The organism is Faecalibacillus intestinalis, assembly GCF_015097455.1.
GTDB lineage: Bacteria > Bacillota_I > Bacilli_A > Erysipelotrichales > Coprobacillaceae > Faecalibacillus > Faecalibacillus intestinalis.
Map to the genome: position 1 here is coordinate 1298894 of NZ_AP024085.1, position 25459 is coordinate 1324352.

The window sequence follows — 25459 nt, forward strand, 5'->3', positions numbered from 1 at the left end:
CACTTTCGAGGTAAATTATAACACTAAACAAAAGGAGAATAATTAATATGGCAGTACAAAGTGTAATGCAACAAGCAACTAAAAATCCAGTAACAACTGGTATCAAAAAATTCAACAATTTAATCAATTCAAGCATCATGAGAACTAAAATCCATCAAATGGTTGGTGCAACTGATTCACAAGAATTTATCACATCAATTACAAGTGCGGTTAATACAAATCCTGCATTAGCTGAATGCGATCCACAAACAATCATCAGTGCAGCATTACTAGGGCAAAGTTTACATCTTAAACCTAGCCCTCAATTAGGCTATTTCTACATGGTCCCTTATAAAAACAAAAAAAAGAAATGTACAGAAGCACAATTCCAAATTGGTTATAAAGGATATCTTCAATTAGCAATCAGATCCAACGAATATGTTGATATTGATGCTATGGAAATTAGAGAAGGAGAATATAAAGGGCGCAATAAGTTAACTGGTAAGCCAGAGTTTGAATTTGTTCAAGATGATGATGTAAGAGAAAATCTGCCAGTAGTTGGTTACATGGCTTATTTTGAAATGAAAAATGGATATATCAAACGTTTATATTGGTCGAAAGAAAAAATGCTTAATCACGCTGATAAGTATTCACAAGCATTTTCTAAAGAAGCAACAACAGGACAATATCCTAAAGTTTCATTTGCTGATTATGAAGCTGGAAAATATGATCCTAAAACTGAATGGCAATATTCAAGTTTTTGGTATAAGAACTTTGATGAAATGGCCAAGAAAACAATGCTTCGTCAATTATTATCAAAACATGCTTTATTATCAACTGAAGCAATTGAAAAAGCTATCACTTCAGATAATGCAGTAATAGATGAAAACTTAAATCCTCATTTTGAAGATGAAAACATCATTGATGGAGTTGCTACTGAAAAAGAAACGCCTCAAGCAATTGAAGCAACTACTGCACCAACAATGCAAGACATCATCAATGAAGAAAAACAAGCTGAACCAGTTCCAGTTGATGACTTTGATCCAATGTCGATGTAGGAGGTAACAAGATGCAAGAAGAATACGTTATACTTCCTCGATCATTTACAAACACGAAAGCCTATAGAGATACTTATTCTCTATGGACTTTCACTTATCTATTGTTCAATTGTGATAATGATGGGCATCTAGAATTGAACATTAGAAATCTAGGCTTGCCAATCAGTGAAAATAAATTCAAAGCATCATTGAAGAAGTTATATGATGAAGGATTGATTTATGGTGATACACAAGGAAATCATAGAGAAATCTATATAAGTGATTATCAAGAAAAGTATGTAGAATAAGAGGTTTAATCAATGGCTGAAAAAGAGGTAAAGAAAGGGTATACAGGATTTTCAAACGAGCTGGTGAATGATCCTATTATTAAAAATTCAAAAGCATGGACTCTGTTTTCCTATTGCCTCTTTAAAGCTTATTTTGATGATAAGTATGGAGAGGCAGGAACCTTTACAACCACACAAATAGAAATGAGAAAGAATTTGAATTGGGACAATAAAACCTTAAAAAAATTTATGGAATTCCTAAAAAACAAAGGTTATATAGATTATAAAACAACTCCTCAAAATACGTTTATAAAGATGCTGAATTATAAGAAGTGGCGAGGGTATTAGTATAGGAAAAATTCCTACATGGTATAGGAGAAATTCCTACATGGTATAGGAGAAATTCCCATACTGTATAGGAAAAATTCCTACACCCCTTTCTATATATAAACAATATAAACAAAATAAAACAAGAAAAAAACAAGATAAAACAAGAGTGGTGTGTGCACACTCACAAATAACAATCCTTCGCATACGACTTTGCAGATTGCTATATATAGTAAGCACACAACATTTTGAAAGGAGTTTAGAAATTTTGAAAAAAACTGAAATTAAAAAAATTTTGAAATTTTACAAAAGTATTTATCCAAATTCCAAATTAAGTGAATTGAATATTGAAACAGTTAATTCATGGTATTTGATGTTTGAAGATTACTCGTATGAACAAGTTCAAAGAGCTATTATCAAATTTTCAAAATCTAATAAATACATTCCTAATCTTGCTGAAATCATTTCTAACATTGAAGTTCCTGAATACACAATTGAATTAATTGAACCCTACACCGTAATTGTTAGTTTTGAAGATGAAGAATATGGAAACTTTCCATTTAGATTTTTCAATTCTCAGGAAGCTAAGAAAAATATCGAAAAATTTAAAGAATGCAGTTACGACAAGGAGTCAATCAAGATCTTACATGAAGAACATGTTAGAAAACGAAATGCTGGAGTTCTTACATACAGGGGAGAAGCAAAGGTAAGATTAGAAATGAAACTTCAAAATCAAAACAAAGGAAACAGAAGATATGATAAACAGAGTAGTTTTAGTTGGTAGGATGACTCGTGATCCAGAACTTAGAAGAACTGGAAACGGGGCTGCAGTTACAAGTTTTACGTTAGCGTTAAATCGTAACTATAACTCTGCAGATGGGCAACAAGCGGATTACATTTCATGTGTTGTTTGGAATAAGACTGCTGAAAATGTTGAAAAGTACTGTTCCAAAGGTTCGTTAGTTGGAGTTGAAGGAAGACTTCGTTCAAGAAGCTATGACAACGCTCAAGGACAACGTGTTTATGTTACTGAAGTTGTATGCGATTCAATTCAGTTCCTGGATACAAGAAACAGCGATAAATATACTGAACAACAAAATCATTCACAATCAACTTACAATCCAAATCAGTACCAACAACCAACACAAAATCAGCAACAAGACAGTTTTATGAATGAAAATCCACCTTTCAACATCATGGAAGATGACATTCAATTCTAGTCTAAAATAAAAAACTTAAAATTTTCGTTTCTAGCGAGTGTTTGTTTTAAAGATGATTAACTTTACCAATTATCTAAAAACATTCGTTAGGATGAAGATTTGACCGCAAAAACAATAAATCAAACAAAAAGGAGAGATGAAAATGCTGATAAAAAAGGATGAAGAACCGTTTTTCTACAAATTTCTTTCAATCGCGAAAGAAATCATCGGAAAAAACAAGACTTACACACCAGTATTTTATGGTGATGATGAAAAGCTCTATTTAGTATGTAACAACTATGCTGCAGTTTATGACTTTCAAAGTAATTTGCTTTTAGATGATGAATTAAGAGAGTTTGGAAAAATCCCTTATGAACTATCACAATTACCTAACGGAGATATGAAATTGGCGAAAGCTGAACATTTCAGCTGTCAAGAATCATATTTGATTGCAGTTAGAAATTTCTTCAAGCATGCGGGTTACATGTCGAAAAAAGTTTTTTCTGTAGATAAAGGTGATCCTTACAAGATTCCTAAAATTGTTGAAGTGACACAAAGATGGATCTCTGAAGAAGATAATAAGATTTTGGACAAGATAGGATTTCCTGATATCTATATGTTGGATGCAAAACGTGTTGATGAATTCATTACGCTTGCTGGTGATTGGAATCCATATTATTTGGCAGCGTGTGATCAAACTGAGCTAAATGGTGGACAAACCACTATCACAATGACAGTTTACTTCAATATCAAAGAGGATCCTAAGAAAAGCGCTTGTGATCAACAAAAAATAGAACTTGTACAACAACCTACGAACTATGACGAATTCGAAGATATGGATGTAGAAGAACCTGAAGATGATTATCAAGAAGAGAAACAATTGGATGCACTTCTTGAAGACACTGTTGTTCCAGAGGAGCTAGAAGATGACTTTGACCCAATGCTCGCTTGATGTAGGAATACAAGATGATTACAAGAAGTTTTGGTTTACCGTACCTGGAAAGATAGTTGGCAAGGGAAGACCAAGATTTACTACATTTAAAGTGTTCGATAAAGTGAAAAACAAATACGTAACAAGAGTAAAGGTATATACACCACAAACCACAGTAGATTACGAACAAAAAATAGCAATGTGCTATCGAAAAACTACAAGTTATCAAAGTGATAAAGCGTTGAGAGTGAAGATATTTGCATACAGAGAAATTCCTAAGTCGACCACTAAAAAATTAAGAGCTTGGCTATTAGATAAAACGTTTCTTTGTACAGTCAAGCCGGATATCGACAACATTATAAAAGTGGTTTTAGATGCACTCAATGACGTAGCATATTACGACGATATCCAGGTATGTGAACTTGTTATCATTCGTGAATTCGCTGAAAATGAATGTTTAAAAATATGTCTAGAAGAAATTGGCGAAAGAAAGCCAAAATAACAGGAGGAAAATTAAAATGGGATTATGGGATTTAATAACTGAAGATGAAAAATCAGTTGAAGAGGTCAAGGAAGCGGAGGTTGTAGAAGAACAACCAACTGAACCACAAGAACAAGCGGTAGAACAAGCAACTGCTGCACAAACGCAGCAAGAAGCAGGTGTTGATGCTAAAGATGCATCAGAAGAAAAACAAGCAACACCTAAGAAAAAGAAACCTGCAGGTAAGAAAGGTGAACACCTTTACCCTTTCTCAATCTATTCTGAAGGAAGAATTATTGATATTTCTTCTTATGGATTTGTTCCAGGAAAAACTTACAAAGAAGATGAAATTACAAAGATCATGTTGCAACATCAACATTATGAATTCGCAGGAAAAATGGAATATAGTTTCATCAAAGAAGATAACGTTCTTGTTGTAAGTATTGCTCAACACAGAAAAGGATAGTGATTCAAAATGACCAAAATAACCAAGTATAGATTCTATGTGATTGGGGTAGGTGGAACAGGTTCTCTTCTTGCAAGAGACCTTCCAAAACTCCTTTTAAACACCAATCATAAGATGAAATTAGTCGATGGGGATGTTGTTGAGAGAAAAAACATCAAACGTCAAGGCTATCAGGAACAGGATATTGGAACGAATAAAGCAATATCGTTATCGAGAAAAATCAATTCGCTTTATTCAATGGAATGTGAGTTTGATGATGATTACTGCACTTTTGATGATCTTTACAAAATGGCAACCAAAGATGAAAGATATATTCCAGTAATAATTGGTTGCGTTGATAATGATGCAACTAGAAAGATACTAGAACAAGTATTTAATAAGCTTGAAAACGTTATTTACATTGATTCAGCAAATAGCGAATACGAAGGAAACATCTATGTAGCATCTAAAAAAGACGGTATTCAAAAAGGAAAATTGAGAAGTCAATGCTATAAGCTTGATATGGACAGACACCCGCTAGAAAAATCATGTCAGGAACAGGCTGCAGACGGGAATGTTCAATTTCTTGTAACCAATGCAAAAATGGCGGTTTCTATTCTGGAACATTGCAATGCGTTGCTTATTAGAGAGTTGAAAGAGGGTGTTCAAATTGTCAATCGATTTGAGACAGTTTTTTACAACTGATTATGTGCCAAGAATAATACATGACAACACAATAGAAAGTTTCATAGCTAATCTTATCAGTTATCTTCCACAGACAACCATTGATGATGCAACTGAATATTTTGAAAATGAACTTGAGTTTCAGGACATTTCTTTCATTGAAGATAAGAATTATCTCGCTGATCATGTTTTTGAGGACATCATCATTGATAGAGGTATGATATTTGCTCTGCTTTCACCTTTTTTTGATGAACAAGACTTAGCCATTACATCTGATGATGCTCAAATGGAAAGCTGGTATGACAAGCATAATGAGCAATTTGTTGATTTGGGTACGGATTATATTCCACAGATCAAAAAAGAATTTGAAAAGGAACTGTATTTTGCTGCTATTGATTGTTGTACGGATGAGAAAGGTAATGTTGATGAATATCTTTTGGGAACTGTAAGATTAAACATTTGTCATGTACGTTTTAAAGATAAATCCAAAGCAAGAAAATTCAGGAAGCTTTATAAAAAACATTATGAAATAAGGGCACTCTTTAATGAATTTGGCTTTTTATTTAGAAACGGACAACTTGCAAAAGGCAATGTTACTGATATCGAATGTGAAGATATCCAGGAGTTTGAAACTGCTTTTTCGTTGATGAATGAAGCTATAAATATCATGTCGGAACATTCAAAAAAGCAAAGAGGAGATTCTGATGAATTAGAAACTTTGTTGTGTGATGCAAACGGAAAAACATTAAAAAGATTGAGAGTATCAGCTCTCATAAATACATTTATTGACACTTTGAGCACGAACGAGGAGGTAATCATGTAATGAAAGAGGTAATTATAAAATTTTCAAATGTCAAGTCTGATGCTGAGTTATGTATCAAAAAAGGTGACATAATCACCTTCAAAAAGTTAGCGATAGAAGATGCTTTAAATGCTATAGAAGAATGTGCAACTAATTCATTAATGATAAAGAAAATTAAACTGTTGCCTGAAAATGTTATTGCGAAAGGTGGAGGTTACACAGTCATTAGACAACCAGAACATGTACAGTATGTTACTTTCAACCAAACAAGCTATAAAATCAATTTTCCTAATTCAATCTATATCGTTTTGCACTCTTCTAAGCAAATCAAAAGCATTAAAAACTATTGTTATAAAGAGTACAAAGGTGAAGAAACGGAACTTTATGACTATGCTATGCCAAATGTCCTTGTTGAAAACAGAATGTGTATTGGAACTGCTGATAGAACAATAAAAGATGGTGATGTAGAGGGGGCTTTGAATAAGATCATTGCAACTCCTTACTCACACAATACATTCAATGGAATCAATGGTTTCTCTAGCACAATTAAATATTTTGAGTATCTAGAAGATAATCCATTCCCATACAAATTATTGAAGAAACTGAACAGGAAATTGAAAGATGTCACAATTTGATGAACTAAGAACTCTACTTCTTGAATGGGGCGAGAGCAAATACTTGCCTCTTCTTGAAGAAGCAAAGCAATTAAAACAAGTAAATTATCGACTTCGTGAGCAAAATTCAAGATTAAGGCACAAGAATAACAGACTTGAAGATATTCTCGAAGGAAGAAACGTTATTGCTCCTGACGAGGGAAAAACAATCTACGCTGTATTTGATAGAAAGAAAAAAGAAAAATTAATTGTGGTAGGAACGATTCAAGAATGTGCTGAATTTGTAGGAAAATCAGTAAGTGTAATGCAGAATTATGCGTCTCCAAATGGCCGTAAAAGCGAAGAAATTAAAATTGTTAAAGTAGGAAGGACTTGAAATTATGACAACTGCTAGAAAATATGATCCAGTAAATAACACTTATGAAAATTACATATTGCCTGAAGGAGCTAGTCTTTATGAAGATGATATGAACAAAGACATTGCTTGTGCTGAATGCGGTAAGAAAATCAAATATGGGATGTCTTATACATCAAGAATCATCTTTAATAGCGGTGGATTTGGCTATGTAGTATGTGAAGAATGTTATTACAAGAATGACATGAAGGATATCGTTAAGAAAGGTTAAGGAATTATGAAAACACATGAATTAAAAATCAAACCTCAATATTTTTGGGATGTAATTTGTGATATTAAGACATTTGAAGCTCGTAAAAACGATCGCAATTTTGAGGTTGGAGATATCATAACTTTAAGAGAATTTGAGAATGGTAAGTTTACAGGAAAATCTATAAATGTAGAAATTGTTTATATTTTAAATGATGAAGAATATTGCAAAGAGGGTTATGTTGTTTTAGGTTTTAAACTTCGCTTGGATTTAGGAGGTGCTTTGTAATGACAGCACAAGAAATGTTTGAATCAATGGGATTTAAAAAAGATAAATTTGATTATTTTGGATTAGATCGATTTATTTATAAAAAACCAATCGTATATGAAGAAGAATACTTATATACATTTGTAGTTTTGTTTGATAAAGAGCAAAAAATAACAACAGTATACCATGATGAGTATTCTGAAAATTATGATCTTTGCTATGATGAACCGCCTGCAGTTGATATGGAACTTTTAAAAGCAATCAACCAACAATGTAAGGAATTGGGGTGGATGTAGAAATAATGGAAACAATTCTAATTATTATATTACTCTACTTTTTCTTAATAGCACTTGTTTTAATCAATATTGGAGGCGATGGAAAATGAATATATATCAAGAAGATTTAGGCAGAATAGCAAGGTTGAAGTTAGAAAATGGTAAAGTGGCAGAAGATTTTCTGCCCCAAACATTTAAAGAATTACAAGAATTGGTTGAGAAAGAAACTATGGAAAAACCTAGAGACATTGTTTATTCAAAAAAAAGAGAACAAATTCATAGGAGTTTGTCGAAAATGTCATACATTAGTTAATCAAAGCATGAGGTATCGTTATTCATGTGGACGACGTTTAGATTGGATTGAAGAAAATGGATAGACCAAAAATAGAAGATTATTTTACAAATGAAAAGTTTAAGTTTGCTAATAAATTTGGATACAATATAACATTTGATAGTGGATTATATGAACAAGCGCTAAATAGTTACATAGATCAATTAGAAAAAGCACTAGATAAAGCGTGCAAAGAATTATCATCACATACAGTTGAATGTGACTTAGTTCAATGTCCATTTAATTGTGAATATGATAGTTGTGATTTTGATTGCGGAAATACTCAAAAATGGAAAGAATGGTGTATGAGAGATGAAGAATAAATATCAAGAAGCATTAAACAGTATCAAAGAAAAAACAACGGAAATTGACGAATATGAAACAATTCCTAAAAGTACGTTTTGTCATTGTGTTGAAGAAGTAGAAGTACTACAAGAATTAGTTGATTTTAATAAAACATTTGCACATGTGTTAGGTAGCATTGATTTTAAAGCTCTTAGAAACATTTTAGAAACAAAATTGCCTAAGAAGCCAATCAAGAAAGAAACCGTTACTCTTTCAATGTTAAATATAGATGTAACTTTTGGAAAGTGTCCAACTTGTGGTTCGGCTTTAGCAGGAAAGCAAAACTATTGTACAAAATGTGGACAAGCTATCGATTGGGAGGGTTGAAAATTGAAAAAGCCTAGTAGAGAAGAATATACAGAGCGAGGCGCTGCACTCGGTGTCGACGAAACATATAAGTACGTAGAAGCTCTAGAAGGATATTGTGAGCAATTAGAAAAAGCTTACGAAGATGTAAAAAAAGGTTTAGATAACGCTTGCAACAAACTAGAAGGTTTATATCTTTGCATTGATGTTTTAACGGATAAAGAATCTAAAAAAGATAAAGAATATTGGAAAAAGAAGGTAATGAAAGATGACTAAATTTGAATTGGATCTATTAAAAGAATTCTCTGATGATGGATGTGGTGGAGATTACTTTGATGAAATCAGTACATTAGTTGGCATGAGGATGAGAGGCTACTTTCAAGATGCCGAAGATGATGAAACCATTGATGAATTGATAGAGAGGTATGAAGAATGTATAAGTCACCAATAGAAACAGTAATGAAAGAAGTGTTTCAAAAGATGAATGAGGATTTTGAAAATTCAGTACTTAAAGCTGTACAAAAAGTCGGCATAAATGTTGATAAAGAAGAACTCCTAAAAGCTCTAATTTATGATAGAGGACAATATGATGAAGGCTATGAGGATGCAATGAATGAAATCAAGCATCCTCAACCCCTTAAATTTGAAGATTTAAAAGAAGGAATGTGGATATATGATGCTCCTTATGAAGAAATTGTAAGAATTAAAGAAATAGAATCTAATGAATGGATATTTCTTGAATGTATAAAATCCAATGATTTATCTAATACATTTTTTCAAGAAGGAAGATTTTATCCAATTACTATTCCAAATATAGGAGATAAAAATGGGTAATCAGTATAGAAGAATGCAAACAGTAAAACATGCTTTGCAATACTATATCACTAGACCAGGAGCAAGTGAAAAGGATCTAGTAAGAGAAAAGAATTTATTAAAACGTGTTGAAGAAGATATTGAATGGTATGAAGAAAGACACCACATCAAAAAGAAAGAGGAGAGAAAATAAATGAAAAAAGTATTAATCATATTAGCAAGTGTATTTGTTTTAACTGGATGTTCAAAAGCATCTAGAGTTAATTGGAATATTAGAGAAGATGCAAACAACTTTAAAATTACAAGAAAAGTCGTTGCTCTTAATACTAGAACAAATGATCCATTATTCACTGTTGAGGGGAAAATTTCCCTTGATAGTGATGAAGATGGAGATTTAAACGTAACAATCAAAACTGGAAAAGGAAAGTACAAGCTGTTCTATGCGCATTTGTCAAATGATGTTACATACACTTGTATTCAAACAAAAGCTAAGAAAGAAAATCCTTATGCCTATGACATTCAATTCTTTCCGGCAAAAGAAGTTATTGAAAATGGTGTTATTGATATCAAATCAAGTGAGTAGGTGGTAAATAATGCAGAAGATTAAATTAGAAGCTGAAAATGATTTAGAAAAACGTTGCAAAAATTTAAAAGAACAAAATGAAGCATTGATTAGTGGATTGGATCTTGCAAATGAAACAATAAGCAATCTATACGGTTTGCTTCGAGAATACCGTCAACAAAAAGAAAAGCTTTTAAAACAAAATACAAAACTGTTAGCGATTTATACTGTAATCATCATAGCTCATATAATCACTGCAATCATTAATCAATCATATCGAAATTCACTCATGTTTTATTTTCTCTCGGTCGTAAGTATTGTGTATGGTATTGATTTATGTAGTCAAAAATTCAAAAAAAGGTGATTGAAATGAATATATTAATTAAAAAGCTTAATGATTGTCAGTTGACTAATCAAGAAATCAAATACGTTATTGGTCGTTTAACGTGTGCAACTAATTTTGATAAGGAATTGCATCTGAAAGCAATTAAAAAGCTCGAAATACAAAGAAAGTACCTTGAAGAAGGCAATGTAGAAATAAAAGAAGATGGTGATAAATAATGTACATTAACCCATTTTGGTGTGGAGTTGCAGCAACTATCTTTGCTGAATTGGTAGGAATAATTGCTTATGCAATTTATCAAGAGCACAAAAATTAATAATTAATTATTTTGGAGGGCAAGGAATGAAATATACAGATGAAGAAAAGAAGATCATTGATGAAGTTAAAAAATATCTTAGAGAATTACGCCTAATAAATATTGAAAAATTCTCTTTAACATTTGAAATTGAGGACATTCCAAGCCCTCAATCAATTAAATATTCAAATGAAGCTCCTGGAGGTTTTTCAAAACCAAAAGGAGAACAAATCACTTCTAATATGTTGCGCAGGGAGCTTCTAACAAAGCGCCTAGAGCTCTTTAACAAAGAACTTGATAAATTTATGCCATTGGTGTATTTGCTCAATGCAGGACATAGAAACATCATTAGAACGTATGTATGTTCAAGAGGGTACAATGAAATGATTGATACATTAGAAGAGTCGTTTTGTATCAGCAAATCAACTTACAAAAGAGAGTTTCCAAAAGCGTGTTTAGAATTATCCAAATATCTTGACATGGAACACCGCCCATCACTTGAAAAATTGAATAATATCTTTTATGAAAGTATCAAGAATGAATAGGAATTTCATTCTTTTTTATTCGTCAAAATAATCTCTAAAAGTCTATATATGTCTATAAATACACCTAAATACGCTTAAGTTTAACTAACTTTACCTTAATTCATCTAAAAAATCTTCATTTTTTTCTTATTTGTGTTATATTATTTATGTAGCTTGGAAGTATCAAAATCATTGTAAAAACAACATAGCTACAATGCTTTTTGTAAGTATGGGAATAAAATAGCATGCTAAAAGAAAAAAGGAAGAACGGCAATTCTTCCTCTTTTTCTACTTCGAATACTAGCTTTAAGTAAGTGTGGGATTAGTTCAACAACATTTTAGTTGCTACTAAGATTAAAAAGAGCATTACTAGGTATTCCATGAATACTTGCTCCTTTCCTTACACCAAAGCTAATATTCTTGCTTGATGTAAATAGCATGTTGCTAGTACCTCCGTAGTATATTTTGCACATCTTTGGATGTGCTTTTTTATTTTATCACATTTTGTTTTAAAATGTCTATTTGGGAGTGGTGCAGAAAAGCGAATAAAAGCAGTGTTTCGAATCTCTAGAAATAGTATCAAAAGCCATAAATAAGAACATTTTTATCACAAGTGATAATTTTTTATTAAAAGTGGACCCATTTTGGACCCAAACTGAACCCAAAGTGAGCCCTAAATGGACCCAAAGTGGACCTAGAATGAACCCTTATTTCCATGTTATTATGCTATTGTGGTTTTTAAAGAAATGAAACAATCCCATTTAATTTAAAATCACAGTTCAGACATATAGGTTAAACCCCTTGCTAAAAAGTTCCTTATGGGAGCTTTTTTCTTTTGCAAAAACAACGATGCAGTTTTAACTGCTATTTCTATAAATAAAAAAATGGAGGTGGTGACATGATTTGGAAAAACACGAGTTAGCATTCGAAGACTATAAAAACGGCATGAAGCAAAAAGAAATTGCTAAAAAATATGGTACGACAATCAATACTGTCAAGTCATGGAGCCGTCGCTATGAATGGTCAAAAAAGAAGAAAAAGGGTGCACACCAAAATAAAAGTGTGCACACCAAAAAAGAATGCAAAAAAATAGCTGAAGAAATAGTAGAAACAAGTGAGCTGGATGAAGAACATCAGCTCTTTTGTATTTATTATTTAAAATATCATAACAAGGTCAAAGCTTATTTAAAAATAAAACCTAAAGCTAAATATAACAGTGCTTGTGTCATGGCATCAAGATGGTTTAAAAAACCTGAAATCCAAGAAGAAATTAAAAGACTAAAGCAAGAGTTATATACTGATATTCTTTTGGATCCTAACGATATTGTTCAAAGATACATTGATATTGCTTTTTTAGATTCCGATGAATTGGATGGGAAGGCAATTAAAATGTCAGATTCTCTTAGAGCTCTCGAATGGTTATCAAGTCATTTGAACATGGCCAACGAAGAGCAAAAACTCAAGATTGAACTATTGAAAAAGCGATTGAATACGAACGATCAAGAAGATGATGGAGTTGAAATCATAAATGATGCACCAATTTAAGAAAACTAAGAAAAAACAGGTTCGCATTTCAGATATTGTCATTCCAAAGTTTTTGACCTGTTTCAATGACATTTCACATGTTCATAAGATTATGGACAGCGGACGTGCTGGTACCAAATCAAGTTACGCTGCTATTCATGGTATTTACAAGATTGTAAGTGAAGATGAATGTTCAGTAATCGTCATGAGAAAGTTTCACAATAAGCTTTCTAAGACTGTCTACAATGAATTCAAACGAGCAATCAAACGTCTAGGATTGAAGAAAAAACAGTTCAAGATAACAAAGAATCCAATGAAGATTACATATCTTAAAAATGGTAATTCGGTTTATTTTACAGGGAACGACTCTATTGATGATACAAAAGGGATCATTGATGAAGAAAAACCTATCAAACTTGTTATTTTAGATGAGCTGACCGAGTTTTTCGAACGTGGCCAAGGAGAAGACGAAATATCCAATATTGAAGCAACATTCGTTCGTGGGAATGATGATGAATTCTGCATGGAGTATTATTTCAACCCTCCCAAAAATCCTAATGCTTCTATTTTTAAATGGGTCAAAAAGATGGAAAAACGTAGTGACTGCATTCATATCCATGTTGATTATAGAGATGTTCCAGAAAAGTGGCTTGGTAAAAAGCTTATTCAATCAGCAATGGAAATGAAAAAAGTCGATGAAAGAATGTACAACTGGATTTGGCTTGGAATTTCAATCGGTTTAGATGAAATCATCTATTACATGTTCAATGAAAATCAGCATGTTCTTAATAGAGAACTTACGAATGATGAAATCAACGGAATTACAAGAATTGATGCATCTTGTGATTATGGCCAAATGAATGCAACAGTATTTGAGTTTTGGGGACTCAACCCTACACAGAAAATCATTTTTGGGCTTGATGAATTCTATCATTCAGGACGTGAAAGTGGTAAACAGCTGACACCAAGTGAATATGCTTTTAAATTCAAGAAGATGTGTGAAAAAATCAAGGAAGAATTTGGACAATATCCTCGAAACCTCTATATTGACCCAAGCGCACGAGGGCTTGCTGAAGAAATCAAAAGGGCTTGTCCATTCATCAAAATAAGAGGTGCTCAAAATGATGTCAAATTAGGGATTTCAAGAGTCCAAAAAGCAATAGCATTTCAAAAAGTGCTGTTTGGTGCACGTCAGGAAATGCTTTTGAATGAAATCGTAATATACAGCTATGACAAAAAGAGCATAGAAAATGGTGTTGAAAAACCTGTTAAGGAAGATGATCACTGTATGGATGCATTGAGATATTACATCATGGGCATTTGGAAATACATTAAAAGATATCTTCCTGATGTCGAGAAGAATGAAGGTGGTGAGGATGATTAGTGTTTACAGCAATAAAGAAATTTCTAGAAAGGATTAAGAACAGAATGTTTGCAACAAAAGATATAAATAAATTTTTCGATATCGATATTGCAATGTCGAATGACATGGTCAATTCAATTGATTTATGGAATAAGATTTTAGAAAACAAGCAGCCTTGGCTAAGTGAAGAAAAAGGTGTCAAATCATTAGCATTGGCACAAGGAATCTGTGAGGAACTTTCTAAAACTTCAACAAGAGAATTGATATCAAAAGTCATATCAAATGATTTTGTCAATCAGGAATATCAAGAATTCATCAAAGATATGAATGAAAATCTTCAATGGGCTTTAGGCGAAGGCGGTGTTGTTTTTAAGCCATATGTAAGTGACAATCAAATATTTGTTGATGTTGTACATGCTGATAAGTTTTTTCCTGTTACGTTTAATGGAAGAAAGAAAATCACCGCAGGTATCTTTGTAGAACAGATTTTTAAAGGCAAAAACGTGTATACTCGATTAGAATATCAAAAATATGAAAATGGAGTAAATATGTTTGAAAACTATGCATTTATGAAAAAAGATTATTCTCAAGGAAATTACAATTTCTATACGGATTTTGGCAATCAAATTCCATTGGAAACCGTTCCCGAGTGGAAAGACTTGGAAGAACATTTTGAAATTGGCAATGTTGACAGGCCATTTTTTTCTTACCTCAAAACACCGGTCATCAATACGATTGATAAGATGTCTCCTCTTGGGGTTCCATGTTATGTCAAGGCAATCAATCTGATTAAAGATGCAGAGGAACAATACAGCAGATATATTTGGGAATTTATCGCTGGTGAAATGGCTGTTGAGGCTTCTGGTGACGCATTTGAAATTGATTCACACACCCATGAGCCAAAACTTCCTGAAGGAAAGAAGAGATTGTACAGAACATATGATATTGATAATTCTTCAGGACAAACAACTAACATCAATGATTTAATCAAAGTACACGCACCACAATTAAGAGATGCCAATTATGCTGCAGGATTCAATGATATTCTAAAGAGAATTGAGTTCGAATGTGGTTTATCGTACGGGGATTTAAGCGACCCACAGCAAGTCGATAAAACCGCAGAAGAAATCAAGTCATCTAAACAAAGAAAATATGATACTGTTTCAGCAATTCAAGACAATTTGAATACTGTACTTGAAGATGTAGCGTATGCAATGAATGTTTATGCTATTGGAATGGGTAAATCCAATTCCATGGAATGTGTTGTTGAAACTGACTGGGGAGACAGTATTTTGACTGATACTGAAAAACAAAGAAATATCGACCTTCAAGAAGTCAACGCTGGTTTGATGCCTGAATGGAAGTACAAGGTCAAATGGCAAGGTATGAGTGAAGAAGAAGCAAAAAGAGAAGTTGCTGAAAATTCTGATGAAGGCATTGAATATGATGATGAATATGACGATGCAGAAGAGGATGTAAATGTTAACTGATAAATTTTTAGAAGAGTCGGGTGATGATGTCTCAAATGACTTCAGCACATTAGAAACTCTTCTTTTAATTTGGATGGGTTTACGTTTAAGAAACCTTGCATCTTTAGAAGATATCGAAGAAGAGTATCCAAAATGGAAAAATAAAGCCTGTAGAGAGTTTTTTGAATATTCGGGTACTGAATTTCAAAAGGTCAAGAAATCGTCTCAAAACAAAGTAAAATCGGCTATCAAAAACGGAATAGCAATGACGGTCAGCAATATTTTTTCGAGATTGAAAGATACTGATGCTCAAACTTCTAAAAAAGACATGTTGAACAGGTCAAACAAGAATTTGAACAAAGGTATCAAGGATACTCAAGGTGAAATCAAAAACCTTTGCAACATTTCAAGAAAGTGCACCAACAGGCAGTTTATAAAGGCATGTGATGAAGCATATTCAAAAATCGTTGCAGGAAACAATGCTGACAAGGCCATTGAATCCTCAATCAGAAAGCTTTCTCAAAGAGGTATTGAAGTAGTTGGTTATACTGATCATACAACTTCAATGGATACTGCAGTTAAAAGAGCAGTTACAAGTGGTGTCAATCAAACGTCTTTGAAGTTTAAAATGGATAACTGCAAAGAATTGGGCATCAACATTGTAAAGACTTCAAGTCATGGAGGTGCTCGACCATCCCATCAGGAGTGGCAAGGTAAATTATTTTATCTTCATACTCCTGTAAAAGGTCTACAAAATTTTAAAAAAGCAACGGGATACGGCCGTGTTGATGGCCTAGGTGGAGCAAACTGTAGGCATTCTTTTTATGAGGTTACTGATTATGAGTATAAGAACAATCTAGTCGATACCGAAGAATTTGACAAGAACAGGAATGATGATCAATACGAGCTGGAACAAAAGCAAAGATATTATGAGCGTCAGATTCGTTCTTGGAAGAAAAGGAAGAATATTCTTGATGAATGCGGTGTAGATTCCACCAAAGAAGCTAAAAAGATTAGAGAATGGCAAGATAAGCGTTCTCAATTCATTAAAGAAAGCAACATTCAATTCAAGAAAGAACATGGTATTGATAATGTTCTTAAAAAGGCTTATCCAAGAGAGAAAGCTATCAATAAAAATACCAGTCAAATGTATCGACCTATTATTCATAGCAAAGATGAAACTCAATTCCGCTATTCAAGAGATATAGATTTGAAGGCAAAAAGAGTAACAAGCTATGGTGACGAGGTTTATATTTCAAACAGGGCAACTGTTAAACCAAGAGCATTACATAAGATAGTCAACAACAATAATAAAGCTAGAGAATTATATGGAATTACAAGGAAACCAAAAATTATTATATTTGACCCGTTGGAATATGATAGAGCCTACGGTAAATACGATGCAGTTCACAATGTAGTTTATTATAGTTCACATGCATATAAAAAATCTGTCATTGAAGAAACTGAAGTTTTCTTACATGAAATGTGTCATATGAAACAGGCACAAAATTATATAGAAAAGTTTGGTGAAATTACTGCTGAAAACTATACTGACTATATTGATTTTGTGTGTGCACAGGCAAAGAAATTCATTGATAAAAAAGGTATAAAAGAATATAATGTAATTGAGATTAGTGAATATGCAAGAGCTAACTATTTATCTGGTCGATTTGACGAAGTAGAAGCAGAGTACATGGCACTTGTAAAAAACAAGAAAGGGATGAAATAGAATGTCAGCGTATATAAAGTACCCAGAAGAAATTCAAAAATGCATAGATATTTATGATCCTTATGGTTCTCAAATTGCCAATGGTGAGCTAGATAAGCTTCCACAAGAAGTGATTGATGCATATAACAAAGCAAAAAAATGGTTTTGGGAACAAAAACAGTAAATAATAAGTCAACGAAAGTTGGCTTTTTCTTTTGCTCAAAATCAGGAGATATGATATGAAAACTGTAATCAAAGTATTATTCGTTTTTTTAATCGCTTTAAAGCTTATTGATCTATTCATTTGTGGGTTATGGAAAATTCTTATCCCACTTTTTATTTTCGGTTTAATTATGATAATTGCTTTTATTTTAGAAATTTTTTAGTAAAAAAGGAGAAAAAAATGAGTTCAGGTGAATTTATTGAAATTTGTAAAGAAGAAGTTAGAAAGCACAATGAGCAACACATGGATAAAAAAGAAGATTTTGTAGTTTTTGTTGTATGGCAATGTAAGACATTACAAAACCATAAGGCTATTTTAAGTGCATCAAATAAAGGAGCTATGTTGTATGAATGTACGTACAACGGAGACAAGAAAGAGCTCTATATTAATGCTTATAAGAAAATTGAAAATAAATGTATTAAATGTTAGAAGGAGAATAATTATGGAATTTAAAAAAGCATTTGATTTAATGAAACAAGGAATGAAAATGAAATTACCTTCATGGGGTGGTTATTGGTATTGGGACAACGAAAAAGAAACAATCATTATGCATACCAAAGAAGGAATGGAAAAAGAATTAAGAGAAACCGAAAGAGTTATTTATACGTTATCTAATATTCTTGATGATGGATGGATTCTTGCTGATGAAGAAAACTGCCCAGAATTAGGTGGAGAAGCTACTTTTGGTTTTGATGAAGCTATCAAATATCTAAAGCGTGGAATGAAACTTGCTAGAAAAGGTTGGAACGGTAAAGGAATCTTTATTCATTTATGTGAAACAGATGCAACAACAAATCCTTTTGTTTGTATAGATTCATCTAATTTACAAACTGATAATCTAGATGCAAAGAAAAATATTGTACCTTGGGCACCATCACAAACAGATATGTTAGCGGATGACTGGGTATTTTTTGAATAGGAGGGTGCATAAATGAAATTATTCATTAGCCAACCAATGGCAGGAAAAACAGATAAAGAAATCCTAGATGAAAGAGAAAGGATTTTACACAATGTAAAAGAATTATTTCCTGATAAAGAAATTGAAGTGATTGATTCGTTCTTTGATGGTGAACCAAAAACGCCTCTTTGGTATATAGGAGAATCCATCAAGCTATTAGGACAAGCTGATTTTGTTTATTTTTGTAATGATTGGGAGAAATACAGAGGATGCTGTATCGAACATGAATGTTGTGTTAGATACTCAATTAAACATGTAGAGGAGCAGGGGGAAGAATAGAATGAATACGGTATATGCATTTAAGAGCGGTGTACATATTAATTCTTCGACAATTAAAAAAATTACAAAAGCTTATTTTGAAATAGTAAAAAAAGAGCTTCCAGAAGAAGCACTTAATTTTGAAGTCAATGATTTTATTCTTGAAGAAATCAAAGCACAAATTAAAAGCAAAAAGATTTGCTTATAAGTGCTTGGAATAAAGAAATCTTGACTCCTTAATTTTGAGGAGTCCAATATTTGTTGATAATTACGAATCTTTTTCAATAAGTTTTTATGTTTGATTTCAATTATGGTTAGCGCTATTGAAATAATATAAAAAGATATGAAATGATATAAAAAATAAAAAAGCTCCTACTCATTTGAGAGGAAGCTAAAGTGCATATCATCTATTACAAAATTATCATATTTTAAAGTATCAGTAGTATATTTATCAATTAATGATTTAACAACAATTTCGTAAGTATCTGCATCAATTGTTTTATCGTCATAAATAGCTTTTACTTTTGACCATTTTGTTAAAAATTCATTTAATATAGGATTTTTGACTATTAAAGACATATCGTATTCATCTTGAGAGTAATGATACTCTTCTATGTCAATATGAATAGATTTACAGATATTTACTATTAAATTGAAAATATCAGAATATGATGAGAAATTTTTTGTTTTATGAATATCAGAAAGCCCGCAAAGCCAATCTATAGAAATATTGCATTTTATTGCGATATTGTACAAAGTATCAATATTGGGTGTTTTTGATCCATTTTCATATGAAGAAAGTGTAGTTTGAGCTACGTTTATTAAATCTCCAAATTGGCTTTGTGTTAAATTCATAGACTCTCTAAGTTCTTTTAATCTTTTTGCTAGTATTTGTTCGTTCATATTTACCACCTTTTTATTATATTATAAATAGTTTTTAATAAAAATAAATACAAGTTAATAAAAAGTATTAAATATTATTGATTAATTATATTTATAATTGTAAGATAATAAATGTAAATGAAAGGAGGGATAGATATGAAAAACTTAATACTTAAAATCGATGAAGAGTTACATAAGCAAATAAAAATTCGTGCAACCGAAAATGGTCAAACCATAAAAGGTTATATAACCACATTGATAAAAAGAGATTTAGGTATAAAAAAAGACATTCGCAAATAGTTTTGACCGACTAACGAATGTCACCTAATCAAGGCACTAATAGTATAACATTTAGTGCCTCTAATTTCAAATGAACAGAGGTATTGTGCTATGAATTTTTAAATATCTCTTGACTTTTGTGCCCTACAAACATATTATGATTATTGTAGGGTACAAAGAAAGGAGGGCAGTATGAGTCCAAAAACAGGACGTCCTACTACTGAACCTAAAAATAAGTTTTTGAAAATGAGAATGTCTCAAGAGGATTTAGACAAATTAAGTTATGTTGCCGAAAAAACAGGCATGACAAAAACTGATGTTGTTAGAAAAGGGATAGAAATTCAGTTAGCAGGATTGAAAGACAAATAAAAAAGGTATTCGTTAGTCCGTCAAAACTAAACACGAATACCACCTACAAAAGAGGCATTTAGATTATAGCACTAAATACCTCTAAACTCAAATTTCAAAAGAAAGAGGTAAAAGTTATGTTAGAAGAATTAGACAGTTTGTTAGACGCTCTCATGAATATTGATGATAAGCTAAATGAATTACAAAGAATTAATTCAATGGTTATCGTTACATGTGATGCATGTGAAAACGGGAATGATATTAAATATGATGTTGCAAATGTCATGGTATTTATTCAAGAACAAATTGATTCCTTAGATGATGATATTAGATCAAATGTTTCAAAGTGCAATGCTTTAACAAGAAACATTCAAGAAACAATTAAAAAAGGAGGTTGTCAATATGGAAGAACTACAAATATTTAACAATGAAGAGTTTGGAAATATTAGAAGCTTGGTGATTGGCAATGAACCTTGGCTTGTTGGTAAAGATGTTGCAAGAGCATTAGGGTATGGTGAAGGAAAGTCATTAAATAACGCAGTTGCTAAGCATGTCGATGATGAAGATAAGGGGGTCACTGAAATGATGACCCCTGGTGGAAAGCAAAATGTGACCATCATTAATGAATCAGGCTTATATGCTTTAGTCTTTGGTAGCAAGTTACCATCAGCAAAGAAATTCAAACATTGGGTAACAAGTGAAGTACTTCCAACGTTGAGAAAGACTGGTTCATATGCTAAAGTACCAACTGACCCAAGAGAATTGCTTATGTTGACAATTAAAGCCCATGAACAAACAGCTCAAAGAGTTGATGTTCTTGAAGAAAAGGTATCTGATTTAGAAAAATCAACAACGATTGACAGTTCACAACAATATACGCTTGAAAGAATTGCTAAAACAACTGTAATTAGTGCACTAGGCGGTATTGATTCAAGAGCTTACCAATTAATGAGCAGAAAGCTTTTCAGCAACATTTGGAGAGACTATAAAAAGTATTTCAAATTAGGCTCATATCGAGATACCCTAAAGACTGATTATGAAAATGCTAAAAATTATTTGGAATCATGGTCTCCTGAAGTCAATACAAGCTTGAAAATCAAAGAATACAATAGTCAATTATCAATGGTATTAGATTAAAAATTAAATATGAATATAAAGCGAGTTCAAAAGACTCGCTTTTTCTATACGCAATTTTAGAGAAAGGAGGTGTTTTTCAATGGCTGAAGGATTAAGACCACATCATCATCAAGAATTTGAATATCATACTATTCAATATTTTGATAAGAAAAGACACGTTATTGTTAAGAAGATACAGTATATGTGTATGATTTGCGGTCGTGTTCGTCATGAAAAATACGATTGCTACGTACCGCCACCTAAAAGCAAAACAAAAGCACTAGAGAGTAATAAAAGGAAATATCAGTCTCTATTGCCGTATTTCCTTTTTTTGTACCCAAAAACTGAAAACAACATAGCAACACATGGATAAAAAAGAAGATTTTGTAGTTTTTGTTGTATGGCAATGTAAGACATTACAAAACCATAAGGCTATTTTAAGTGCATCAAATAAAGGAGCTATGTTGTATGAATGTACGTACAACGGAGACAAGAAAGAGCTCTATATTAATGCTTATAAGAAAATTGAAAATAAATGTATTAAATGTTAGAAGGAGAATAATTATGGAATTTAAAAAAGCATTTGATTTAATGAAACAAGGAATGAAAATGAAATTACCTTCATGGGGTGGTTATTGGTATTGGGACAACGAAAAAGAAACAATCATTATGCATACCAAAGAAGGAATGGAAAAAGAATTAAGAGAAACCGAAAGAGTTATTTATACGTTATCTAATATTCTTGATGATGGATGGATTCTTGCTGATGAAGAAAACTGCCCAGAATTAGGTGGAGAAGCTACTTTTGGTTTTGATGAAGCTATCAAATATCTAAAGCGTGGAATGAAACTTGCTAGAAAAGGTTGGAACGGTAAAGGAATCTTTATTCATTTATGTGAAACAGATGCAACAACAAATCCTTTTGTTTGTATAGATTCATCTAATTTACAAACTGATAATCTAGATGCAAAGAAAAATATTGTACCTTGGGCACCATCACAAACAGATATGTTAGCGGATGACTGGGTATTTTTTGAATAGGAGGGTGCATAAATGAAATTATTCATTAGCCAACCAATGGCAGGAAAAACAGATAAAGAAATCCTAGATGAAAGAGAAAGGATTTTACACAATGTAAAAGAATTATTTCCTGATAAAGAAATTGAAGTGATTGATTCGTTCTTTGATGGTGAACCAAAAACGCCTCTTTGGTATATAGGAGAATCCATCAAGCTATTAGGACAAGCTGATTTTGTTTATTTTTGTAATGATTGGGAGAAATACAGAGGATGCTGTATCGAACATGAATGTTGTGTTAGATACTCAATTAAACATGTAGAGGAGCAGGGGGAAGAATAGAATGAATACGGTATATGCATTTAAGAGCGGTGTACATATTAATTCTTCGACAATTAAAAAAATTACAAAAGCTTATTTTGAAATAGTAAAAAAAGAGCTTCCAGAAGAAGCACTTAATTTTGAAGTCAATGATTTTATTCTTGAAGAAATCAAAGCACAAATTAAAAGCAAAAAGATTTGCTTATAAGTGCTTGGAATAAAGAAATCTTGACTCCTTAATTTTGAGGAGTCCAATATTTGTTGATAATTACGAATCTTTTTCAATAAGTTTTTATGTTTGATTTCAATTATGGTTAGCGCTATTGAAACAATATGAAAAGATATGAAATGATATAAAAAAATAAAAAAGCCTTGACTTTGTAGCGTGATACATTCTATTATAATGTTGTACACTACAAGGAAGGAGGGTTTATGACAAATAAAAGTAGAGCTGAATATTTCCGTAAAAGAAGAGAAAATAAAAAAACTTTTGGAGCCTTGATTGATAAAGATAAAGTAGAAAAGTTAGAATCTATTTTACAGCAAAGAAATCAATCAAAAAAGGAATGGCTAGAAAGTAAAATTGATGAGGAAATATCAAAATAAAAAAGAGTAACATCAGCACGACCAAGCACTTGTTACTCTTTACCAAAAGGCAAGATTATTGTACTACATTTTGCCTTTGAACACAATTGAAGAAAGAGGTAAAAGTTATGTTAGAAGAATTAGATAGTTTATTAGATGCTCTCATGGATATTGATGATAAGCTAAATGAATTACAAAGAATTAATTCTATGGTTATCGTTACATGTGATGCATGTGAAAATGGAAATGATATTAAATATGATGTTGCAAATGTCATGGTATTTATTCAAGAACAAATTGATTCCTTAGATGATGATATTAGATCAAATGTTTCAAAGTGCAATGCTTTAACAAGAAACATTCAAGAAACAATTAAAAAAGGAGATTGTCAATATGAACGAACTACAAATATTTAACAATGAAGAATTTGGAAATGTAAGAAGCTTGATGATTGACAATGAACCTTGGCTTGTTGGTAAAGATGTTGCTACTGACCTCGGGTACCAAAACGGTAGTCGAGATATTAACCGACATATTGATTCTGATGATAAAAGAGATGGGGTCGTGATTCACGACTCCATGGGTGGAAAGCAAAAGATGGGGGTCCAAAACGTTACCCCATGTGTTATTGATTGCGATGATAAGCAATTAATTCAAAGGTCGGATTTGGCGACCATTGGTAATCATTTACCCACGATTAACGATTTGTTCACCGTTAATGGAACCAAAAGATTTCTAATAAATGAAAGTAAAATCATGCAAACGCTATCGTATTCCCAAAATGGGAACGTGGTAAAAACTCAAGGACAAAACGCTCCTGAGTTAGGACAACATGGAAGTTGGTTAATTAATGAAAGGGGAGCAGCAATATGGAAGAACTAATGGATAATGAATTGATTAACACGTCAGCAATTGAAACAATCGACAGTAGAGAAGTTGCTGAAATGGTAGATATGGAGCATAAAAACTTATTATCAAAAATTAGAAAATACGTTGAAATATTGGACGGCTCAAAATTAAGCAGTCCTCAATTCTTTGTACCAAGCACATATGTTAATAATCAAAATAAAGAACAACCTTGTTATTTATTAACCAAGAAAGGTTGTGAAATGGTAGCAAACAAATTGACTGGTGAAAAGGGTGTAATCTTCACTGCTAAATATGTTAATCGTTTTGCTGAAATGGAACAAAAAATCAAACTTCCAAAAACTGATAGAGAAATCTTGTTCTTGAGTGTTAAAGTTCAAGAACAAACAGCTCAAAGAGTTGATGTTCTTGAAGAAAAGGTATCTGATTTAGAAAAATCAACAACGATTGACAGTTCACAACAATATACGCTTGAAAGAATTGCTAAAACAACTGTAATAAGTGCACTAGGCGGTATTGATTCAAGAGCTTACCAATTAATGAGCAGAAAGATTTTTAGCAATATCTGGAGAGACTATAAAAAGTATTTCAAATTAGGCTCATATCGAGATACCCTAAAGACTGATTATGAAAATGCTAAAAATTATTTGGAATCATGGTCTCCTGAAGTCAATACAAGCTTGAAAATCAAAGAATACAATAGTCAATTATCAATGGTATTAGATTAAAAATTAAATATGAATATGAAGCGAGTTCAAAAGACTCGCTTTTTCTATACGCAATTTTAGAGAAAGGAGGTGTTTTTCAATGGCTGAAGGATTAAGACCACATCATCATCAAGAATTTGAATATCATACTATTCAATATTTTGATAAGAAAAGACACGTTATTGTTAAGAAGATACAGTATATGTGTATGATTTGCGGTCGTGTTCGTCATGAAAAATACGATTGCTACGTACCGCCACCTAAAAGCAAAACAAAAGCACTAGAGAGAAATAAAAGGAAATACGGCAATAGAAGCTGATATTTCCTTTTTTTGTACCCAAAAACTGAAAACAACATAGCAAGACATGAATAAAACAAAATT

At 32.1% G+C, this 25459-nt stretch carries 51 protein-coding genes; 50 read left to right on the forward strand and 1 reads right to left on the reverse strand.

What is annotated here, in order from left to right:
- Positions 1–47: 47 nt before the first annotated feature.
- The 36 genes from Fi14EGH31_RS07020 (at position 48) to Fi14EGH31_RS07195 (ending at position 19163) form a co-directional block, all read left to right on the forward strand.
- On the forward strand, positions 48–1037 hold the full coding sequence (locus tag Fi14EGH31_RS07020) for a recombinase RecT (protein ID WP_200765294.1): 990 nt from the start codon (positions 48–50) through the stop codon (positions 1035–1037).
- Between the two features lie 11 nt (positions 1038–1048).
- A complete protein-coding gene (locus Fi14EGH31_RS07025) occupies positions 1049–1324 on the forward strand; it encodes a hypothetical protein (RefSeq protein WP_200765295.1) in 276 nt (91 codons plus the stop codon).
- Positions 1325–1336: 12 nt separating this feature from the next.
- Positions 1337–1651 (forward strand): hypothetical protein, encoded by a 315-nt coding sequence (locus Fi14EGH31_RS07030; RefSeq protein WP_200765296.1) that lies wholly within the window; start codon positions 1337–1339, stop codon positions 1649–1651.
- 247 nt (positions 1652–1898) lie between these two features.
- The gene (locus Fi14EGH31_RS07035) at positions 1899–2414 is read left to right on the forward strand and encodes a replicative helicase loader/inhibitor (RefSeq protein ID WP_200765297.1); all 516 of its coding nucleotides are present in this window, start codon (positions 1899–1901) and stop codon (positions 2412–2414) included.
- Positions 2386–2850: a single-stranded DNA-binding protein gene (locus Fi14EGH31_RS07040; RefSeq protein WP_200765298.1), complete on the forward strand. Its 465-nt coding sequence runs from the start codon at positions 2386–2388 to the stop codon at positions 2848–2850. The genes Fi14EGH31_RS07035 and Fi14EGH31_RS07040 overlap by 29 nt, the downstream gene beginning before the upstream one ends.
- Before the next feature lie 142 nt (positions 2851–2992).
- The gene (locus Fi14EGH31_RS07045; RefSeq protein WP_200765299.1) at positions 2993–3781 is read left to right on the forward strand and encodes a hypothetical protein; all 789 of its coding nucleotides are present in this window, start codon (positions 2993–2995) and stop codon (positions 3779–3781) included.
- Positions 3756–4262, forward strand: a complete 507-nt coding sequence (locus tag Fi14EGH31_RS07050; protein WP_200765300.1) for a RusA family crossover junction endodeoxyribonuclease — start codon at positions 3756–3758, stop codon at positions 4260–4262. The genes Fi14EGH31_RS07045 and Fi14EGH31_RS07050 overlap by 26 nt, the downstream gene beginning before the upstream one ends.
- A gap of 16 nt (positions 4263–4278) precedes the next feature.
- Entirely contained in the window at positions 4279–4707 is a 429-nt protein-coding gene (locus Fi14EGH31_RS07055; protein ID WP_117828521.1) for a hypothetical protein, read from the forward strand.
- 9 nt (positions 4708–4716) lie between these two features.
- Positions 4717–5391: a ThiF family adenylyltransferase gene (locus Fi14EGH31_RS07060; RefSeq protein WP_117828520.1), complete on the forward strand. Its 675-nt coding sequence runs from the start codon at positions 4717–4719 to the stop codon at positions 5389–5391.
- Positions 5357–6193 carry a hypothetical protein gene (locus Fi14EGH31_RS07065; protein ID WP_200765301.1) on the forward strand — a complete coding sequence of 279 codons (837 nt, stop codon included), beginning with the start codon at positions 5357–5359 and terminating at the stop codon, positions 6191–6193. Before Fi14EGH31_RS07060 ends, Fi14EGH31_RS07065 begins: the two co-directional genes overlap by 35 nt.
- A complete protein-coding gene (locus Fi14EGH31_RS07070; RefSeq protein ID WP_117828518.1) occupies positions 6193–6807 on the forward strand; it encodes a hypothetical protein in 615 nt (204 codons plus the stop codon). Before Fi14EGH31_RS07065 ends, Fi14EGH31_RS07070 begins: the two co-directional genes overlap by 1 nt.
- A complete protein-coding gene (locus Fi14EGH31_RS07075; RefSeq protein WP_117828517.1) occupies positions 6794–7162 on the forward strand; it encodes a hypothetical protein in 369 nt (122 codons plus the stop codon). The genes Fi14EGH31_RS07070 and Fi14EGH31_RS07075 overlap by 14 nt, the downstream gene beginning before the upstream one ends.
- Positions 7163–7166: 4 nt before the next feature.
- A complete protein-coding gene (locus Fi14EGH31_RS07080; RefSeq protein ID WP_117828516.1) occupies positions 7167–7412 on the forward strand; it encodes a hypothetical protein in 246 nt (81 codons plus the stop codon).
- A 6-nt stretch (positions 7413–7418) separates the two neighbouring features.
- Positions 7419–7679: a DUF3850 domain-containing protein gene (locus Fi14EGH31_RS07085; RefSeq protein ID WP_200765302.1), complete on the forward strand. Its 261-nt coding sequence runs from the start codon at positions 7419–7421 to the stop codon at positions 7677–7679.
- Positions 7679–7954: a hypothetical protein gene (locus Fi14EGH31_RS07090; protein ID WP_117828514.1), complete on the forward strand. Its 276-nt coding sequence runs from the start codon at positions 7679–7681 to the stop codon at positions 7952–7954. Before Fi14EGH31_RS07085 ends, Fi14EGH31_RS07090 begins: the two co-directional genes overlap by 1 nt.
- A gap of 85 nt (positions 7955–8039) precedes the next feature.
- The gene (locus tag Fi14EGH31_RS07095; RefSeq protein ID WP_117828513.1) at positions 8040–8246 is read left to right on the forward strand and encodes a hypothetical protein; all 207 of its coding nucleotides are present in this window, start codon (positions 8040–8042) and stop codon (positions 8244–8246) included.
- A gap of 56 nt (positions 8247–8302) precedes the next feature.
- Positions 8303–8587, forward strand: a complete 285-nt coding sequence (locus Fi14EGH31_RS07100) for a hypothetical protein (protein ID WP_118536163.1) — start codon at positions 8303–8305, stop codon at positions 8585–8587.
- A complete protein-coding gene (locus Fi14EGH31_RS07105; RefSeq protein ID WP_117828511.1) occupies positions 8577–8936 on the forward strand; it encodes a hypothetical protein in 360 nt (119 codons plus the stop codon). The genes Fi14EGH31_RS07100 and Fi14EGH31_RS07105 overlap by 11 nt, the downstream gene beginning before the upstream one ends.
- 3 nt (positions 8937–8939) lie before the next feature.
- The gene (locus Fi14EGH31_RS07110) at positions 8940–9191 is read left to right on the forward strand and encodes a hypothetical protein (RefSeq protein WP_117828510.1); all 252 of its coding nucleotides are present in this window, start codon (positions 8940–8942) and stop codon (positions 9189–9191) included.
- Positions 9184–9366, forward strand: a complete 183-nt coding sequence (locus tag Fi14EGH31_RS07115) for a hypothetical protein (RefSeq protein ID WP_117828509.1) — start codon at positions 9184–9186, stop codon at positions 9364–9366. Before Fi14EGH31_RS07110 ends, Fi14EGH31_RS07115 begins: the two co-directional genes overlap by 8 nt.
- A complete protein-coding gene (locus Fi14EGH31_RS07120) occupies positions 9348–9749 on the forward strand; it encodes a hypothetical protein (protein ID WP_117828508.1) in 402 nt (133 codons plus the stop codon). Before Fi14EGH31_RS07115 ends, Fi14EGH31_RS07120 begins: the two co-directional genes overlap by 19 nt.
- A complete protein-coding gene (locus Fi14EGH31_RS07125; protein WP_117574507.1) occupies positions 9742–9921 on the forward strand; it encodes a hypothetical protein in 180 nt (59 codons plus the stop codon). The genes Fi14EGH31_RS07120 and Fi14EGH31_RS07125 overlap by 8 nt, the downstream gene beginning before the upstream one ends.
- Positions 9922–10311, forward strand: coding sequence for a beta-sandwich lipoprotein (locus Fi14EGH31_RS07130; RefSeq protein ID WP_200765303.1), 390 nt, complete (start codon positions 9922–9924; stop codon positions 10309–10311). It begins immediately after the preceding gene.
- Positions 10312–10321: 10 nt separating this feature from the next.
- Complete coding sequence (locus Fi14EGH31_RS07135) at positions 10322–10654, forward strand: hypothetical protein (protein ID WP_117782118.1); 333 nt, start codon at positions 10322–10324, stop codon at positions 10652–10654.
- A 5-nt stretch (positions 10655–10659) separates the two neighbouring features.
- On the forward strand, positions 10660–10851 hold the full coding sequence (locus Fi14EGH31_RS07140; protein ID WP_117574510.1) for a hypothetical protein: 192 nt from the start codon (positions 10660–10662) through the stop codon (positions 10849–10851).
- Positions 10852–10975: 124 nt separating this feature from the next.
- Positions 10976–11473 carry a hypothetical protein gene (locus tag Fi14EGH31_RS07145; RefSeq protein ID WP_117828506.1) on the forward strand — a complete coding sequence of 166 codons (498 nt, stop codon included), beginning with the start codon at positions 10976–10978 and terminating at the stop codon, positions 11471–11473.
- Positions 11474–12355: 882 nt separating this feature from the next.
- On the forward strand, positions 12356–12997 hold the full coding sequence (locus Fi14EGH31_RS07150; protein WP_200765304.1) for a terminase small subunit: 642 nt from the start codon (positions 12356–12358) through the stop codon (positions 12995–12997).
- Positions 12981–14360 carry a PBSX family phage terminase large subunit gene (locus tag Fi14EGH31_RS07155; protein ID WP_234697839.1) on the forward strand — a complete coding sequence of 460 codons (1380 nt, stop codon included), beginning with the start codon at positions 12981–12983 and terminating at the stop codon, positions 14358–14360. The genes Fi14EGH31_RS07150 and Fi14EGH31_RS07155 overlap by 17 nt, the downstream gene beginning before the upstream one ends.
- Positions 14361–14404: 44 nt before the next feature.
- Entirely contained in the window at positions 14405–15829 is a 1425-nt protein-coding gene (locus Fi14EGH31_RS07160; protein ID WP_200765305.1) for a phage portal protein, read from the forward strand.
- On the forward strand, positions 15819–17537 hold the full coding sequence (locus Fi14EGH31_RS07165; RefSeq protein ID WP_200765306.1) for a phage minor capsid protein: 1719 nt from the start codon (positions 15819–15821) through the stop codon (positions 17535–17537). Before Fi14EGH31_RS07160 ends, Fi14EGH31_RS07165 begins: the two co-directional genes overlap by 11 nt.
- 1 nt (position 17538) lies before the next feature.
- A complete protein-coding gene (locus tag Fi14EGH31_RS07170) occupies positions 17539–17700 on the forward strand; it encodes a hypothetical protein (RefSeq protein WP_158548230.1) in 162 nt (53 codons plus the stop codon).
- A gap of 55 nt (positions 17701–17755) precedes the next feature.
- Complete coding sequence (locus Fi14EGH31_RS07175) at positions 17756–17902, forward strand: hypothetical protein (RefSeq protein ID WP_158548231.1); 147 nt, start codon at positions 17756–17758, stop codon at positions 17900–17902.
- Positions 17903–17919: 17 nt separating this feature from the next.
- Positions 17920–18168 (forward strand): DUF6275 family protein, encoded by a 249-nt coding sequence (locus tag Fi14EGH31_RS07180; protein ID WP_117574517.1) that lies wholly within the window; start codon positions 17920–17922, stop codon positions 18166–18168.
- A 13-nt stretch (positions 18169–18181) separates the two neighbouring features.
- Positions 18182–18658 carry a DUF2829 domain-containing protein gene (locus Fi14EGH31_RS07185; protein ID WP_200765307.1) on the forward strand — a complete coding sequence of 159 codons (477 nt, stop codon included), beginning with the start codon at positions 18182–18184 and terminating at the stop codon, positions 18656–18658.
- Between the two features lie 12 nt (positions 18659–18670).
- Positions 18671–18976: a hypothetical protein gene (locus Fi14EGH31_RS07190; RefSeq protein WP_117574519.1), complete on the forward strand. Its 306-nt coding sequence runs from the start codon at positions 18671–18673 to the stop codon at positions 18974–18976.
- Position 18977: 1 nt separating this feature from the next.
- The gene (locus Fi14EGH31_RS07195; protein ID WP_118744030.1) at positions 18978–19163 is read left to right on the forward strand and encodes a hypothetical protein; all 186 of its coding nucleotides are present in this window, start codon (positions 18978–18980) and stop codon (positions 19161–19163) included.
- Positions 19164–19327: 164 nt separating this feature from the next.
- Here the strand turns inward: Fi14EGH31_RS07195 and Fi14EGH31_RS07200 are convergent, their stop codons facing one another.
- Positions 19328–19858, reverse strand: a complete 531-nt coding sequence (locus tag Fi14EGH31_RS07200) for a helix-turn-helix domain-containing protein (protein WP_117574520.1) — start codon at positions 19856–19858, stop codon at positions 19328–19330.
- Between the two features lie 135 nt (positions 19859–19993).
- Here Fi14EGH31_RS07200 and Fi14EGH31_RS07205 point away from each other — a divergent pair, with 135 nt between their 5' ends.
- The 14 genes from Fi14EGH31_RS07205 (at position 19994) to Fi14EGH31_RS07270 (ending at position 25396) form a co-directional block, all read left to right on the forward strand.
- Entirely contained in the window at positions 19994–20137 is a 144-nt protein-coding gene (locus Fi14EGH31_RS07205; RefSeq protein ID WP_195947278.1) for a hypothetical protein, read from the forward strand.
- A gap of 171 nt (positions 20138–20308) precedes the next feature.
- Entirely contained in the window at positions 20309–20485 is a 177-nt protein-coding gene (locus Fi14EGH31_RS07210; RefSeq protein WP_195947280.1) for a hypothetical protein, read from the forward strand.
- 116 nt (positions 20486–20601) lie between these two features.
- Positions 20602–20889 carry a hypothetical protein gene (locus Fi14EGH31_RS07215; protein WP_117574521.1) on the forward strand — a complete coding sequence of 96 codons (288 nt, stop codon included), beginning with the start codon at positions 20602–20604 and terminating at the stop codon, positions 20887–20889.
- Complete coding sequence (locus tag Fi14EGH31_RS07220; RefSeq protein ID WP_200765308.1) at positions 20867–21601, forward strand: ORF6C domain-containing protein; 735 nt, start codon at positions 20867–20869, stop codon at positions 21599–21601. The genes Fi14EGH31_RS07215 and Fi14EGH31_RS07220 overlap by 23 nt, the downstream gene beginning before the upstream one ends.
- 79 nt (positions 21602–21680) lie before the next feature.
- Positions 21681–21953, forward strand: a complete 273-nt coding sequence (locus tag Fi14EGH31_RS07225) for a hypothetical protein (protein ID WP_200765309.1) — start codon at positions 21681–21683, stop codon at positions 21951–21953.
- Positions 21946–22131, forward strand: a complete 186-nt coding sequence (locus Fi14EGH31_RS07230; RefSeq protein WP_200765310.1) for a DUF6275 family protein — start codon at positions 21946–21948, stop codon at positions 22129–22131. The genes Fi14EGH31_RS07225 and Fi14EGH31_RS07230 overlap by 8 nt, the downstream gene beginning before the upstream one ends.
- 13 nt (positions 22132–22144) lie before the next feature.
- Entirely contained in the window at positions 22145–22621 is a 477-nt protein-coding gene (locus Fi14EGH31_RS07235; RefSeq protein ID WP_200765307.1) for a DUF2829 domain-containing protein, read from the forward strand.
- A gap of 12 nt (positions 22622–22633) precedes the next feature.
- A complete protein-coding gene (locus tag Fi14EGH31_RS07240) occupies positions 22634–22939 on the forward strand; it encodes a hypothetical protein (protein WP_117574519.1) in 306 nt (101 codons plus the stop codon).
- A 1-nt stretch (position 22940) separates the two neighbouring features.
- On the forward strand, positions 22941–23126 hold the full coding sequence (locus Fi14EGH31_RS07245) for a hypothetical protein (RefSeq protein ID WP_118744030.1): 186 nt from the start codon (positions 22941–22943) through the stop codon (positions 23124–23126).
- Between the two features lie 224 nt (positions 23127–23350).
- Complete coding sequence (locus Fi14EGH31_RS07250; protein WP_199691152.1) at positions 23351–23524, forward strand: hypothetical protein; 174 nt, start codon at positions 23351–23353, stop codon at positions 23522–23524.
- A gap of 107 nt (positions 23525–23631) precedes the next feature.
- Complete coding sequence (locus Fi14EGH31_RS07255) at positions 23632–23919, forward strand: hypothetical protein (protein ID WP_118744031.1); 288 nt, start codon at positions 23632–23634, stop codon at positions 23917–23919.
- Positions 23897–24385: a BRO-N domain-containing protein gene (locus tag Fi14EGH31_RS07260; protein ID WP_200765311.1), complete on the forward strand. Its 489-nt coding sequence runs from the start codon at positions 23897–23899 to the stop codon at positions 24383–24385. Before Fi14EGH31_RS07255 ends, Fi14EGH31_RS07260 begins: the two co-directional genes overlap by 23 nt.
- Positions 24373–25098 (forward strand): Rha family transcriptional regulator, encoded by a 726-nt coding sequence (locus tag Fi14EGH31_RS07265; protein ID WP_200765312.1) that lies wholly within the window; start codon positions 24373–24375, stop codon positions 25096–25098. The genes Fi14EGH31_RS07260 and Fi14EGH31_RS07265 overlap by 13 nt, the downstream gene beginning before the upstream one ends.
- 79 nt (positions 25099–25177) lie before the next feature.
- The gene (locus tag Fi14EGH31_RS07270; protein ID WP_200765313.1) at positions 25178–25396 is read left to right on the forward strand and encodes a hypothetical protein; all 219 of its coding nucleotides are present in this window, start codon (positions 25178–25180) and stop codon (positions 25394–25396) included.
- Positions 25397–25459 lie beyond the last annotated feature (63 nt).